Here is a 13723-nt window from a genome sequence, read left to right as displayed (position 1 = left end):
ATGAAAAGGTTTCTACTACCCATCGCGGCCTTGGCCTTGTGCCAGGTTGTCCATGCCGGGCACGTCGCCGTGTCCCGATGCGAAGAATTGCCCGAGGAGAGGGGCGTCGCCGCGCCGGCTTCGCAGGACGCATCGTTTTCCGAGGGACTGCCGGCTTCCGATGCCGTGCATCCCGACGATTCCGTGCGCATGTACCGGCTCCAGGAGATCGAGGTAACCGCCACGCGCGCCACCGGGTCTACGCCCGTGGCCTATTCTTCCGTTTCGCGCGAGGAGATCGCCCGCAACAGCTTCGGTTACGACATCCCCTCCGTGCTGGCCCTCACGCCCTCGATGATCGCCACCAACGAAACCGGCATCGGCATCGGCGGCACTTCGATGCGGCTGCGCGGCACGGACGCCACACGTCTGAACGTGACGATCAACGGCGTGCCGATGAACAACCCCGATTCCCATTCGATGTATTGGTACGATACGCCCGACCTCGTCTCGGCCGTCGGCGACATGCAGATCCAGCGTGGCGCCGGTATCTCGACCAACGGCACCGGAGCGTTCGGCGGTGCCGTCAACATGACCACCGAGACGCTCTCCACCGAGTTCGGCGGTTCGGCGTCGCTCTCCTATGGGTCGTACAACACCAACAAGCAGGCCGTGCATTTCTCGTCGGGGTTGTTGGGCGGACACTGGGCGCTCGACGGACGCCTCTCGCATATCGGGTCGGACGGTTACATCGACCGCGGCTCCACCGATCTGTGTTCCTACATGTTCCAGGCCGGTTACTACGGGGGCAGCACGATGGTCAAGTTCGTTTCGTTCGGCGGCAAGGCCAAAACCTACCTCACTTACAACGGCGTCTCCAAGGAGGATATGGCCCGGTACGGACGTCGTTATCACGACAGCGGTCAGTACAAGACTTCCGACGGTCCGTTCACGCTTTACGACAAGAAAGGCAATCCCTATCATGTCGATTATTACGACGACCAGACCGACAACTATCTGCAAATCAACAATCAGTTGCTTTTCAACCATACGTTCAACAAGGCGTGGTCGATGAATGCCACCGCGTTCTATACCTACGGCGACGGTTTCTACAAGCAGTATAAGGACGACGCCAAGCTCGTGGAGTACGGCTTCGCCGACGACGTGGCGTTCGACAGCGAGGGCAACAAGGTGCGCAAAGACTTGATCCGCAAGAAGGTAATGCGCAACCATCTGGGCGGTCTCAACGCCGCGGCGCATTATCATGCCCGGACGGTGGACGTGTCGTTCGGCGGGTCGTACAGTTATTATTCGTGCCCGCATTGGGGCGAGTTGGAGTGGATCGACGGCGGCGTGGAGTTCGACCGCAATGCCGCCTGGTATTATAACGACGTCAACAAGCACGATTTCAACATCTTCGGACGTGCCAACTGGACGGTGGCCGAGGGGTTGAACCTCTTCGCCGACTTGCAGTACCGCTATGTGAGCTACGAGGCCTGGGGCGTCAACGACAACTACGTCTCCTCGACGGTCGGCATGCAGCCCATCGACGTGGACAAGCGCTACCACTTCTTCAACCCGCATGCCGGTCTGACCTACAGCTTCGCCGAGCACCACACCCTTTTCGCGTCGTTCGCCATCGCGCAGAAGGAACCCACGCGCGGCGACTTCACGGATCGCTACATGTATGCCGACGACGACAGCTATCCGTCCTCGGAGAAGATGTTCGACTACGAGATCGGCTACCGCTTCGAGCTGCCGGCCGTGACTGTCGGGGTCAACCTCTATTACATGTACTACAAGAACCAGCTGGTCAAGACCGGCCGCATCAACGACAACTACGACGCACTGAACATCAACGTGCCCAAGAGCTACCGCCGCGGCATCGAGCTTTCGGCCGCCTGGCGCGCGCTGCCCTGGTTCACGGTCGGCGCCAACGCCACTTTCTCGCAGAACCGCATCAAGAACTATGTGGACAAGGTGGTGGACTATGCTGTCGAGGGCAACGTCACGGACGACGGCTACGGCTATTACACCCGGGAAATGGGCACCACGCGCATCTCCTATTCGCCCGAGACCATGGGGGCGCTGTTCCTCGATTTCCACATCCGGGGTTTCGAGGCCCTGCTCCACACGCAGTATGTCGGCGAGCAGTATTTTACCAACTTCGCCAATCCCGACATGCGGTTGGACAGCTATTGCGTGACCAACCTCAATCTGGGCTACACGCTCCGCACCCGCGCGGCTCGCAGCGTGCGTTTCGGCGTGGCGATCTACAACTTGTTCGACGCCCGCTACGAAAGCAACGGCTACGGTTGGTCGGAGGCTTACGAGGGCGTGCGCACCGACCATGCGTTCTACTTCCCGCAGGCGCCGCTCCATGTGCTGGCCAACGTGACGGTCAAATTCTGAATGGGACACTGAAAGCAGGAAGCGGTTGATATCCGCACAGCTTTCTGCTTTCGATTTTTACCTTGTCGAGGTGGACATAAAATTGTTTTTGCAAATCGTGGGCGTCGTGCTCGGACTGCTCTACCTTTGGTTGGAGTACCGTGCCGATATCCGCTTGTGGATCGTGGGACTCGTCATGCCCGTGGTGCATGGTGCGCTCTATTACAAGGCGGGGCTTTATGCCGATTTTTCCATGCAGGTCTATTATGTCTTGGCCGGCTTGTACGGCTGGGCCGTATGGCATAACGCTCCCCGCAAAGGGGCTTCGGCCGGCGCCATCGCCCATACGCCTTGGAAATGGCTCCCGGCGCTCGTCGTGGGCTATGCCGTGCTGCATGCCGCGATCTATGGGCTGCTCGTGCATTTTACCGACAGTGCGGTGCCGTTCTGGGACAGCCTGACCACGGCCCTCTGCATCGTGGCCTATTGGATGCTTTCGCGCAAGTGGGTCGAGCAGTGGCTCGTCTGGCTGGCGGTCGATGCGGTGTCGGCGGGGCTGTATGTCTGCAAGGGGATTCCGCTCACGGCCGGTCTCTATGTGCTCTACTCGGTGTTGGCTATGGCCGGTTATTTGCGCTGGCGGCGGCAGGCCGCAAGATGAGCGGAGCGGGGCGCCCAATAAAGGGCGCCCCGCTTGTCATTCGGGCAGTCCGTGTTGTTCGACGTATGCCAAGATTTCTTCGCGCAGTGCCTTGGGCGTGACGTTCCGCCGCAGCACCAGCAGATAGGAGTTGCGGATCTGTTCGCGCAGGAACGAGTCGGGCAGGTCGCCGTCGGTGCGGATGCCGTTCCAGTGTTGTTTGTTGAAGTGGTGCGCCGTGCCGATTTCGGCGTAGCGTTCGCGCAGGCGCAGCGCCTCGTCGGGGGCGCATTTCACGGCGAAGTGCGCAAATTCGGCCATGTCGGCGCAGGCATACATCTTGCCCCCGATCTTGTAGACGAGCGTCGTTTCGTCGAACGGGGTGCTCTCCTCCGTGAGCGGCAGCGAGAGACAATAATCGCGGAATTCCAATACGTCCATAGGACAAAGATAGCGATTTTCGATCCGCAATCTACGCTTTTTTCGCAAGATCGTCGTTTTTCGGAGCCGGGGGATCGTTTATGATCGGGCATTCCGGTTTTTTGGCACATGGATTGCGGAACGGCAGGAAAGTAAAACCAAAATCGAGGTAAACAATGAAAAAAATTCTCCTCTGCCTTCCCTTGCTTGCTGTGATGGCCGCAGGACTGATGGGTTGCTCGCAACGCCGCCAATGGAACCACGAAGAACGCAAAGCCATGCGCGAAGCGCTGCGCGACTACCGCCAAATGGCCTATCTGGATGACCTGACCGACGACGAATACGTGGTCTTTACCGACGGTGTGGCCACCGATCTGGAAGCCGATTATCCCGTTTACACCACCTTCATCCAGATGCCCGGCGTCAACGACACGGTGGACATGGTGGTCGTGACGGCCATCGTCGACGAACTCAACGCCGATGCCCGCAACATGCGTCATATCTATCCCTATCCCTACCTGGTGGCGCAGGGTGTGCTGCCGGCCGGGCTGGATCACGAGCAGCAGCGCCAGTTCTACAACTGCTTCGCCTACAAGGTCAACGGGGCCTATCAGACCATGACGCAGTTCTTCAACGCCGTGCTGGCCGACACGACCGACCATTCGCGCATCCGCCGCATGGAGAGCGAGTGCGCCAACGATCTGTTCAGCTGGACGGTAACGGAGGTCGACGTGATCGAGACCGTCGAGTAGCGTCCTGCCATTTTGCTAAAGAACCGCGCGGGCGGGGCTTCCACGATCGGAAGTCCCGCCCGAAGCATAGATGACGGTGCTCGATGAATGCCTCGGGCATTCGTTTTATTCGTTCTTTTTCAGAAAGTCCGCGCCCACAACGATGCGTATCGCCTTGTGCAGCACCGAGAACTCCAGCGGCGTTTCGCCCAGCAGTTCGCCGTCGGCTTCGACCGACACCTCGGGCGACGATTCGATCCGTATGCGGCTGCCGCGCTGCTGGAGCACATGGCGGATGCGGTAGATGCCGCCGTTGAACAGGTAGTGGAACCGGAAGAGGATGTGCCAGAAGTGGATCGGGCGGATGAGCGACACGTCCAGCATGCCGTCGTCGGCCACCGCGTCGGGCAGCTGCTGCATGCCGCCGCCGTTGTATTTGCAGATGCCGATCGCCGCCGAGAGCAGCAGGTCGTTGTAGACCAGCCGGTCGTCGACCCACACCTTCGTCCCCGTCGACTTATAGCTGAAGTATGACCGCACCAGACACCACGTATAGCGCCAGCGGCTCTTGTGGCCCTTTTTCTTCATGTGGGAGTGCTTGCGGATCACTTGCGCATCGAACCCCGCACCGGCCACGTTGGCTATGTAGCGGTGCTGGCGGTAGTGGGATTCTTCATACGACACCACGCCCACGTCCTGGAGGAACGAGTGCCCCGCGGCGATCGCCGCTATGGCGTCCTGGTAGCGGTTCGAAATGCCGAACGTGCGCACCCAGTCGTTGCCCGTGCCTACGGCCACCACGGCCAGCAGCACCTGGTCGGGGCGCACTTCCTGCTGGATGAAGAGTCCGTTGACCGCTTCGTGCAGCGTGCCGTCGCCGCCCACGACGATGATGTGGCGGTAGCCTTCGCGTACGGCCGAGACGGTCAGTTCCGTGGCATGGAACTTATGTTCGGTAAATACCGGTTCGTAGCGGATGTGCGCGTCGCGCAAGTGTTTGGATATTTGCGGGAAATCATCCAGTCCGCGCCCGCCGCCCGCCACCGGATTGACGATCACGAACCACTTCGTTCGGGTTTGTTCCACGGGAGCTTATTTTCGGGGTATGTTGCCCAGCGTGCGCACCAGGAAGTCGTAGAATTTCGCCACCGAGGCGATCTCGACCTTCTCGTCCGGCGAGTGGGGGTAGCAGATCGTCGGGCCGAAGGAGATCATGTCCAGCCCCGGGTAGTTGCTGCCTATGATCCCGCACTCCAGACCTGCATGGATCGCTGTCACGGACGGCTCCGTGCCGTAGAGTTGTTCGTAGGAGGCCGTCATCGCCTTGAGGATCGGCGAGTGCATGTCAGGATTCCAGCCGTCGTAGCTGCCCGTCAGCTCGGTCGTGGCGCCTGCCAGTGCGAAGACCGCCGCGATCGCTTCGCCCAAGGCTTCCTTTTCGCTGCGGACAGAGCTGCGCAGCAGGCATTGCAGCTTGATCGTCCGGCCGGCCGACACCACGCGGGCCAGGTTGGTCGACGTCTGCACCAGACCGGGCATGGCCGTCGACATGCGCACCACACCGTCGGGACAGCCGACTATGGCCCGGGTCAGCTTCGCCGCCACGTCGGCCGGGATGATCGCTGCCGGTGCTGCGCAGGCTTCCGCGCGGATCGATATCGAGTCCTCGATGCCGGCGTATTCTGCGATCATGGTTTTTTCATAGGCTTCTACCGCTTCGGCGAACGCGGTGCGGTTTGCCTTGGGAATCACGACGACCGCCTCGGCTTCGCGCGGAATGGCGTTGCGCAGTCCGCCGCCGTCGACCGAGGCCAGCAGCAGCCCCAGCTCCTCCGCCCGGGCGTTCAGCAGCCGGAACAGCAGCTTGTTCGCGTTGGCGCGCTGGGCTACGATCTGGATGCCCGAGTGTCCGCCCTTGAGACCTTTGACCGTCAGGCGCATCGCTTCGTAGTCGCCGGCCGGCAGCGCCGCCGGAGCGTAGTCGAATACGATGTTGGCGTCCAGACCTCCGGCGCATCCTACGTAAAGTTCGCCTTCGGTCTCCGAGTCGAGGTTCAGCAGGATGTCGCCTTGCAGAAGCCCCGCCTTCAGACCGAAAGCGCCGTCCATGCCGGTCTCCTCGGTCGCCGTGAAAAGCGCTTCCAGAGGGCCGTGCACCAGCGTGTCGTCCTCCAGAACGGCCAGAATCGCCGCGGCGCCGATGCCGTTGTCGGCACCCAGGGTCGTGCCGTCGGCTGTGACCCATCCGCCGTCGACGTAGGCGTCGATCGGATCGGTCGTGAAGTCGAACTGCTTGTCGTTGTTCTTCTGCGGCACCATGTCCAGATGGGCTTGCAGAATCACGCCCTTGCGGTCTTCCATGCCGGCCGATGCTGGTTTGCGCACATAGATGTTGTGCGCCTCGTCCTCCTTGCACTCCAGGCCCAGCGAGCGGGCGAAGCCGAGGACATATTCGCGGATTTTCTCCTCGTGTCCCGAGGGGCGCGGGATGCGTACGATTTCGGCGAAGTGTTTCCACACCAGCGAGGGTTTCAAAGCGGATAAGTTTCTTTCCATGACGGTATCGGGTTTTTTGTTGTTTCGATAAGAGGTGTTTTTTCCGGCAGATATTCATGGCGCGGCGGACGTTTCTTTCACGTTTCGTGTCGTTCCGTTGTGTTTTTGTCGAACGCTTCGACGATGTGCTTGACCAGCTCGTGACGCACGATGTCGCGTTTGTCGAACTCCACGATGCCGATGCCTTTGACCGGACGCAGAATCTCCATCGCCCGCACCAGACCGCTGTCGCTCTTGCGCGGCAGGTCGATCTGCGTCACGTCGCCCGTGACGATGAACCGGGCGTTGGCGCCCATGCGCGTGAGAAACATCTTGATCTGCGGGAGGGTGGTGTTCTGCGCTTCGTCGAGGATCACGAACGCGTTGTCCAGCGTCCGCCCGCGCATGTAGGCCAGCGGGGCGATCTGCACGGCGCCCTCCTCCATCAACTTCGTCAGCCGGGCGGGCGGGATCATGTCGTTGAGCGCGTCGTAGAGCGGCTGGAGGTAGGGATCGAGCTTTTCCTTCATGTCGCCGGGCAGAAAACCCAGTTTCTCTCCCGCCTCGACGGCCGGGCGCGTGAGGATGATGCGCCGCACATGGCGTTCTTTCAATGCCCTCACGGCTAAAGCGATAGCCGTGTAGGTCTTGCCCGAGCCGGCCGGTCCCACGGCGAAAAGCAGGTCGTTGCGGTCGTAGAGTTCGACCATCCGCTGCTGGTTGACCGTCCGGGCGCGTACGATGTGGCCGTTGTTGCCGTAGACCAGCACGTCGCGGTCGAGGGGTTGCTCCTGGGGCATCCCAGCGGCGAAGCATTGGTCTACGACCTGCGACGAGACATGCCCGTATTTGGCATAGTATGCCGCGAACGCTTCGAAGCGCTTGCGGAACTGCGCCGTTTCGTTCTCGGCGCCGAGCACTTTGAGCGTCGAGCCGCGGGCGATGAGTTTCAGCGAGGGATGCAGCGCTTTGATCCGGTCGAGGTAGACGTTCTGCGGGCCGTACAGCTCGCGCGGATCGACTCCTTCGACCGCTATCTCCTTTCCGACTTGTTCGGTCATAGGCTAAAACAGATAGCCCACGCTCAGGGCCACGTTGTAGGTGCGCAGCTTGTCCATGCGGCTGCCGTCGGGCAGCACCACGTCTTTTTTGCCCTTGAACTGGCCGTTGTAGCGCAGGTCGATCAGCAGATGTTTGAACAGCGTGACTCCGGCGCCCACGGAATAGGACATCGTAGGACGCACGCGGCCGAAGTCGATTTTGTCGCCGCCCGACTTGCGCTTGCAGTCGTTCATTACCGTGAAGACCGGGCCGGCGTAGATGCGCACGATGCGGATCGGGCGGAAAGCCGCCAGCACGGGTACATCGATCGAGTTCGACTTGAGGTTGAGTTCGTCGCCCGCCTGGGTGCGGATGCGCAGGCCTTGACGCACGTAGAGGATCTGCGGGTCGATCGAGAACCACCCGATTTTCAGCGAGGTGACCAGACCGGCCTGCCAGCCGAGCTTGTTTTTGATCTCGGTGCGATCCATGTTGGTGGAGTAGTCGGGCACGTTGATACCGCCCATCACGCCCCATTCGACTTTGACCGGCTGAGCCGCGGCTGCGGCTGCGGCCGAAACGAAGATGATCGTAAAAAGAAGTTTGCGAAGCATTCGGTTTATAAATTATGAATGATGTTTCTCCAGTTTGAATGCCGCCCACAGCATGTAGCCGATGCACGCCGCCACGAAGAGCATGCCTGCGTGCGGGTTGCCCGACCACCGGATGACGGCTCCGCAGACCGGCCCCGAGAGCGCACCTGCGGCGATGGCCATGATCATGAGTCCTGCCACGCCGTTGGCATGCGCCGGCTCGGCTTTGGTCGCCACGGCATAGAACGTGGCGAAGACGCACGACATGGCGAAGCCCAGCAGCCCGACGGCGGCATAGATGGCCGTTTCGTTGCGCACGAAAAGCAGCAGGCCGGCCAGCGCCAGCGCTGCGGCCATGTTCCAGCGCAGGTAGCGTATGTCGGAGTAGCGCACCAGCACCCAGGCCCCGACCAGCGTGCCGACGATGCGGCAGGCGTAGAACCCTGTGGTGGTAAGTATCGACGAGGGGTTGTCGATCAACCGCACCGACAGAAAGCCTATGCCTACGTCGGCCGCGATGAAGCAAGCCACGCCCAGGGTGGCGAGCAGCACGATGCGGTTGCGCAGCAGGCTGAAGCATTCCGAAAGTCCGATCGTGCGTCCGGCCTCTTGCGGTTCGGGCACTGCGGTCAGTTGCAGCCATACGCCCCCGACCACGGTCAGCGCGGCATAGATCGGCAGCAGCAGGCGCCACGAACCCGTGGCGGCGATGAGTCCCGTGACGATGGGCGCGAGCAGCAGCAGCGAGGTGTTGCGGAAAATCTGCCCCACGGTCAGGTAGCTGGTCATGCGCTCGCCCGGCACGATGGTAGCCAGCAGGGGGTTGACCGCCACCTGCACGATGGTATTGCCGATGCCCAACAATCCGAAGCCGGCGAAATACCACCCCAAGGCACACCCCTCGCCTGCGGCGAACGGCACCAGCAGCCCGACGCATGTGAATCCGTACCCCAGCAGGGCGGTGGCCTTGCGGCCGATGCGGTTCATCAGCGCGGCGACGGGCGTCGACAGCACCAAGAACCACAGAAAGACCATCGTGGGCAGGAAGCTGACGGCCTCCTGCCGCTCGGCCGGGAAATCTGCCGCGATGCGGCCTGTGATCGGGGCTGCGATGTCGCAGAACCCCATGATGAAAAACCCCGCCAGGACGGGGGCCAACAAACGTGTGTCTACTTTCTTGAGTTGCATTTTCACAAAGATACATTTTTTTTGCAAAACGACATCCGGCAGACCGAAAATTAAAAGTACTTGTTCGCAAAAACGCCCCGAAGAACTGATGCGGCTGACGATTTCCGGATTGTCTGCGACTCTCGAAATGCTCTGCGACCGATCGACCGATCGACCGATCGACCGACCATTCCACAATCCGATCGACCGATCGTCCGACCGGGGCCTGCAATCCGTTTAGACCGGTTGTCTGCCCGTCCGGTTATCCGTTCGTTCGTCCATCCCATCGTCCTGCCGTCCTGCCGTCCGTCTGTTTGCTTGTTCGTCTGTCTGTTGTTGCTTGTTCGTTCGTTTGGGTGCTTCGACCAAAAATCCGGCCGCAACGTTCGTTTTCGAAGTTTCGGGGTGAGTTTTTCGTTTCTTGCGTGCGGTGGTTTGCGCAATTATAGTTATCTTTACCCAACTATTCTGCGAGCCGGTTCCGGTTCGTAAAAGGCGAACAGGTTATTTTATGTTTCTTTTGCTCTCCTTTCCTTCGATCACTTTGCCGCTGGAGGATCCCATCCTCAAGTTCATGCTCATCATGGCCATCGTGCTGGGCGCGCCGCTCGTGTTGAACAGGCTCAAGATTCCTTATCTGTTGGGACTCATCATCGCCGGTGCCGTCATCGGCCCCAACGGGCTGAACCTCGTCCTGCGCGACAGCAGCATCATCCTTTCCGGCACGGCAGGTCTCTTGTATATCATGTTCCTCTCGGGGTTGGAGATGGACATGAACGACTTCCGGCGCAACGGGTGGCGCAGCCTCGTTTTCGGACTCTATACCTTTTCCGTGCCGATGGCGTTCGGCATCGTCGCAGGGCATTATATTTTGGGGTACCCGATCTATTCGTCCATCTTGTTGGCCGGGTTGTTCGCGTCGCAGACTTTGATCGCCTATCCTATCGTCAGCCGCTTGGGCATCACGCGCGACCAGGCCGTGACGATCGCTGTCGGCGGTACGATCATTACCGACATCTTGGCCTTGATGGTGTTGACGGTCGTCGTCGGACTCGCCACCGGCCAGGCCGACCAGGCGTTCTGGTATCGGTTCGGCTTTTCGGTCGTCGCTTGCGTGGCGGTCATTCTGGTGTGCTTCCCGTTGTTGGGCCGTTGGTTCTTCAAGCGGTGCAGCGATAGCGTTTCGCAGTATGTCTTCGTGTTGGTCATGGTCTTCCTGGGGGCTTATCTGGCCCAGGTCGCCGGTCTGGAACCCATCATCGGGGCCTTTCTGGCGGGTCTGGCCATGAACCGCCTCATCCCCGGCACTTCGCCCTTGATGAACCGCATCGAGTTCGTCGGCAACGCCATCTTCATCCCCTTCTTCTTGATCGGCGTGGGCATGTTGATCGACTACCGCGCATTTTTCCAGAGTTGGGAGAGTCTGAAGGTCAGCGTCGTGATGATCGTCATGGTCACGGCTGCCAAATATGTCGCCGCCTGCCTCACGCAGAAGACTTTCCGTCTCTCCCGCGACCAGCGCACGCTGTTGTTCGGACTCAGCAGCGCCCATGTAGCCGCTACGCTGGCCGCTGTGATGGTGGGTTACAACGTCGTGCTGGGTTATACGCCCGAGGGCGAGCCGATCCGGCTGCTCAACGAAGCGGTGCTCAACGGCACGATCCTCATGATCCTGGCTACCTGCACCATTTCGACTTTCGCGTCGCAGCACGGCGCCCACAACATCGCCCTCAAGGGGGCACAGGGAGCCTCCGGGCGCGGTGCGGGCGAGCATGTGCTGATCCCGGTTTCGCGCAAGGAGGGGATCGGCGAGCTGGTGGGGCTGAGCATCGCCCTGACCAAGCAGAAGTACCGCAGCCTCTATGCGTTGAACGTCATCGACAACCGCACCGACGATCCCGAGATGAAGAAGCGCTCCGAGGCGCTGCTCGACACGGCCGCCGTGGCCGCCGCTGCCGCAGACATACACATGCACCGCCTGCTGCGCTACGATGTGAACATTGTCAATGCCATCGTCAGTGCCGTGCGCGAACGCAACATTACCGATCTGGTACTGGGCATGCACGAGACCGGCGCCGGTGCCGGCGCCGGCATCCCGATGCCCGGCGTGTTCGGCGGCGCTGCCCCGTCGGCTTTGGGCAAAACCTTGTCCGCCGTGCTGGGGCAGTGCAACGTGACGACCTTCATCTATCGCCCGGCCCAGCCGTTTCCCACCATCCGGCGCCACATCGTCGTGGTGCCGCGCCGCGCCGAACTCGAAGCCGGCTTCCAGGCCTGGCTGCTGCGCATCCGCCATCTGGCCCACGACACGGGCGCGCAGTTGATCTTCTTCGCTCCGGCCCAGACGCTCGATCATCTGCGCGGACGCCGGCACAAGGACATCGCCCAATATGTCGTCCGGGAGCAGAGTTGGGACAATCCGGCCGAGCTGCTTCCCGAGCTGCGTCACGACGATTGTCTGTGGGTGGTCATGAGCCGCCGCGACCGCCTTTCCTACCAGGCGGGCATGGGCCGCATGCCGGCCTACCTCGACGAATCGCTCGCCGCAAACAGTTTCGTGCTGGTCTATCCGGTGCAGGCCGGCAATGCCGAGCAGCAGGGTATATTCAACATGAATATGGGATAGGAAGAAATAAATATCCGGCCGGCAATCTTCGGATGCAGACCGGAAAAACGATTTAAATCGATATTTAAAACGTTTTAATCCCGCGATTTTCCCTTTTCGGTTTTTACCTTTCGCCGAATAAGCGTATCTTTGCGCTTTGAATCGCAAAAAAGCAAGGATACCATGAGCCTCGTAGCAATCGTCGGGCGCCCCAACGTGGGCAAAAGCACCCTTTTCAACCGCTTGGTCGGCCAGCGCAAGGCCATCGTCGACTCTACGGCCGGCACCACGCGCGACCGCCACTACGGCAAGACCGATTGGAACGGCAAGGAGTTTTCGGTCATCGACACGGGCGGCTACACGGTCAATTCGGACGATATTTTCGAAGACGAAATCCGCCGGCAGGTGCTGCTGGCCATCGACGAGGCCGATGTCATCCTCTTCCTGGTCGAGGTTTCGACCGGGGTTACCGACCTCGACGCCTTGATGGCCGATCTGCTGCGCCGCACCTCCAAGAAGGTCATCTTAGTCTGCAACAAGGTCGACAACAACGATCAGATCTACTCCTCGCACGAGTTCTACTCGCTGGGGCTGGGCGATCCGTTCTGCATCAGCTCCATGTCGGGCAGCGGCACGGGCGATCTGATGGATGCGATCCTCGAAGCGCTGCCCGCCGATCCCACCTCCGAGCACGACGACGACCTGCCCCGCATTACCATCGTGGGGCGCCCCAACGTGGGCAAGTCGTCGCTGACCAATGCCTTGTTGGGCGAGGAGCGCAACATCGTGACTTCGATCGCCGGCACGACGCGCGACTCGATCCACACGCGTTACAACAAGTTCGGCATGGACTTCTATCTGGTCGACACGGCCGGCATGCGCAAGAAGGGCAAGACGATGGAAGACCTCGAATTCTATTCGGTCATGCGGTCGATCCGCGCCATCGAGAGTTCCGACGTCTGCATCCTGATGCTCGACGCCCAGCAGGGACTGGAGTCGCAAGACCTCAATATCCACAACCTGATCGTCCGCAACCGCAAGGGATGCGTCATCGTAGTGAACAAGTGGGACTTGATCGAGAAATCCAGCAACACCATGAAGGAGTGGACGGAGTTCCTGCGCAAGAAGCTCGCGCCGTTCAACGACATTCCGATCATCTTCACGTCGGTAATCAACAAACAGCGCATTTTGGATGTCTTGCAGACGGCTATGCGGGTGTTCCAGTCGCGCAAGCGGCGCATCGCCACCTCGGAGCTGAACGAGTTCTTCCTGCCGCTGATCGAGAATTACCCGCCCCCGGCGACCAAAGGCAAGTACATCAAGATCAAGTATGTGACCCAGCTGCCGACTCCTACGCCGCAGTTCGCGTTCTTCGTCAACCTGCCGCAGTACATCAAGGAGCCGTACCGCCGTTTCTTGGAGAACAACCTGCGCGAGCGTTGGGATTTCTCCGGCGTGCCGATGCAGATCTATTTCCGGCAGAAGTAACGGTGCGGCGCCGGGCGTTCGGGGAAAAGGTCTTTTCCCGAAATTCTCCCGGCCTGAAACAGCCGCTTTCTGGATAAAATTCGCCCCGACAGTAGATGCTGCCGGGGCGAGACATTTCGTATCTGAGGAAATT

At 60.4% G+C, this 13723-nt stretch carries 11 protein-coding genes; 5 read left to right on the top strand and 6 right to left on the bottom strand.

Features of this window, described 5'->3' with window-relative positions; translation table 11 throughout:
• A complete protein-coding gene (locus tag QZ298_RS07885) occupies positions 1 to 2391 on the top strand; it encodes a TonB-dependent receptor (protein ID WP_296007721.1) in 2391 nt (796 codons plus the stop codon).
• Between the two features lie 70 nt (positions 2392 to 2461).
• Positions 2462 to 3031: a nicotinamide riboside transporter PnuC gene (pnuC, locus tag QZ298_RS07880; protein WP_296007719.1), complete on the top strand. Its 570-nt coding sequence runs from the start codon at positions 2462 to 2464 to the stop codon at positions 3029 to 3031.
• 36 nt (positions 3032 to 3067) lie between these two features.
• Here the strand turns inward: pnuC and QZ298_RS07875 are convergent, their stop codons facing one another.
• The gene (locus QZ298_RS07875; protein WP_296007716.1) at positions 3068 to 3451 is read right to left on the bottom strand and encodes an MmcQ/YjbR family DNA-binding protein; all 384 of its coding nucleotides are present in this window, start codon (positions 3449 to 3451) and stop codon (positions 3068 to 3070) included.
• 155 nt (positions 3452 to 3606) lie between these two features.
• Here QZ298_RS07875 and QZ298_RS07870 point away from each other — a divergent pair, with 155 nt between their 5' ends.
• Positions 3607 to 4182 carry a hypothetical protein gene (locus QZ298_RS07870; RefSeq protein ID WP_296007712.1) on the top strand — a complete coding sequence of 192 codons (576 nt, stop codon included), beginning with the start codon at positions 3607 to 3609 and terminating at the stop codon, positions 4180 to 4182.
• 105 nt (positions 4183 to 4287) lie between these two features.
• Here QZ298_RS07870 and QZ298_RS07865 read toward each other — a convergent pair whose 3' ends face one another.
• The 5 genes from QZ298_RS07865 to QZ298_RS07845 form a co-directional block, all read right to left on the bottom strand.
• The gene (locus QZ298_RS07865; RefSeq protein WP_296007709.1) at positions 4288 to 5247 is read right to left on the bottom strand and encodes a diacylglycerol kinase family lipid kinase; all 960 of its coding nucleotides are present in this window, start codon (positions 5245 to 5247) and stop codon (positions 4288 to 4290) included.
• A gap of 6 nt (positions 5248 to 5253) precedes the next feature.
• The gene (locus tag QZ298_RS07860; RefSeq protein ID WP_296007705.1) at positions 5254 to 6717 is read right to left on the bottom strand and encodes an aminoacyl-histidine dipeptidase; all 1464 of its coding nucleotides are present in this window, start codon (positions 6715 to 6717) and stop codon (positions 5254 to 5256) included.
• Between the two features lie 77 nt (positions 6718 to 6794).
• Positions 6795 to 7757: a PhoH family protein gene (locus tag QZ298_RS07855; protein ID WP_296007702.1), complete on the bottom strand. Its 963-nt coding sequence runs from the start codon at positions 7755 to 7757 to the stop codon at positions 6795 to 6797.
• 3 nt (positions 7758 to 7760) lie between these two features.
• Entirely contained in the window at positions 7761 to 8351 is a 591-nt protein-coding gene (locus QZ298_RS07850) for an outer membrane beta-barrel protein (RefSeq protein WP_296007701.1), read from the bottom strand.
• Positions 8352 to 8363: 12 nt separating this feature from the next.
• A complete protein-coding gene (locus QZ298_RS07845; protein WP_296007969.1) occupies positions 8364 to 9518 on the bottom strand; it encodes a sugar MFS transporter in 1155 nt (384 codons plus the stop codon).
• Between the two features lie 490 nt (positions 9519 to 10008).
• Here QZ298_RS07845 and QZ298_RS07840 point away from each other — a divergent pair, with 490 nt between their 5' ends.
• Both QZ298_RS07840 and der read left to right on the top strand, forming a co-directional pair.
• Positions 10009 to 12123 (top strand): cation:proton antiporter, encoded by a 2115-nt coding sequence (locus QZ298_RS07840; protein WP_296007698.1) that lies wholly within the window; start codon positions 10009 to 10011, stop codon positions 12121 to 12123.
• Between the two features lie 162 nt (positions 12124 to 12285).
• Complete coding sequence (gene der, locus QZ298_RS07835) at positions 12286 to 13590, top strand: ribosome biogenesis GTPase Der (protein ID WP_296007697.1); 1305 nt, start codon at positions 12286 to 12288, stop codon at positions 13588 to 13590.
• The last annotated feature ends 133 nt before the right edge of the window (positions 13591 to 13723 follow it).

The sequence above is a fragment of the uncultured Alistipes sp. genome (assembly GCF_910580175.1).
In the GTDB taxonomy this organism is placed as follows: Bacteria; Bacteroidota; Bacteroidia; order Bacteroidales; family Rikenellaceae; genus Alistipes.
The sequence above is the reverse complement of the archived record's forward strand: the minus strand, read 5'-3'. Positions and strand labels throughout refer to the sequence as shown.

What these genes read in the sequence shown, in the direction of transcription:
- QZ298_RS07885 (WP_296007721.1), top strand. Translation starts at nt 1, where the DNA reads ATGAAAAGGTTTCTACTACCCATCGCGGCCTTGGCCTTGTGCCAGGTT.
- QZ298_RS07875 (WP_296007716.1), bottom strand. Translation starts at nt 3,451, where the DNA reads ATGGACGTATTGGAATTCCGCGATTATTGTCTCTCGCTGCCGCTCACG.
- QZ298_RS07870 (WP_296007712.1), top strand. Translation starts at nt 3,607, where the DNA reads ATGAAAAAAATTCTCCTCTGCCTTCCCTTGCTTGCTGTGATGGCCGCA.
- QZ298_RS07860 (WP_296007705.1), bottom strand. Translation starts at nt 6,717, where the DNA reads ATGGAAAGAAACTTATCCGCTTTGAAACCCTCGCTGGTGTGGAAACAC.
- QZ298_RS07855 (WP_296007702.1), bottom strand. Translation starts at nt 7,757, where the DNA reads ATGACCGAACAAGTCGGAAAGGAGATAGCGGTCGAAGGAGTCGATCCG.
- QZ298_RS07850 (WP_296007701.1), bottom strand. Translation starts at nt 8,351, where the DNA reads ATGCTTCGCAAACTTCTTTTTACGATCATCTTCGTTTCGGCCGCAGCC.
- QZ298_RS07845 (WP_296007969.1), bottom strand. Translation starts at nt 9,518, where the DNA reads ATGCAACTCAAGAAAGTAGACACACGTTTGTTGGCCCCCGTCCTGGCG.
- QZ298_RS07840 (WP_296007698.1), top strand. Translation starts at nt 10,009, where the DNA reads ATGTTTCTTTTGCTCTCCTTTCCTTCGATCACTTTGCCGCTGGAGGAT.
- der (WP_296007697.1), top strand. Translation starts at nt 12,286, where the DNA reads ATGAGCCTCGTAGCAATCGTCGGGCGCCCCAACGTGGGCAAAAGCACC.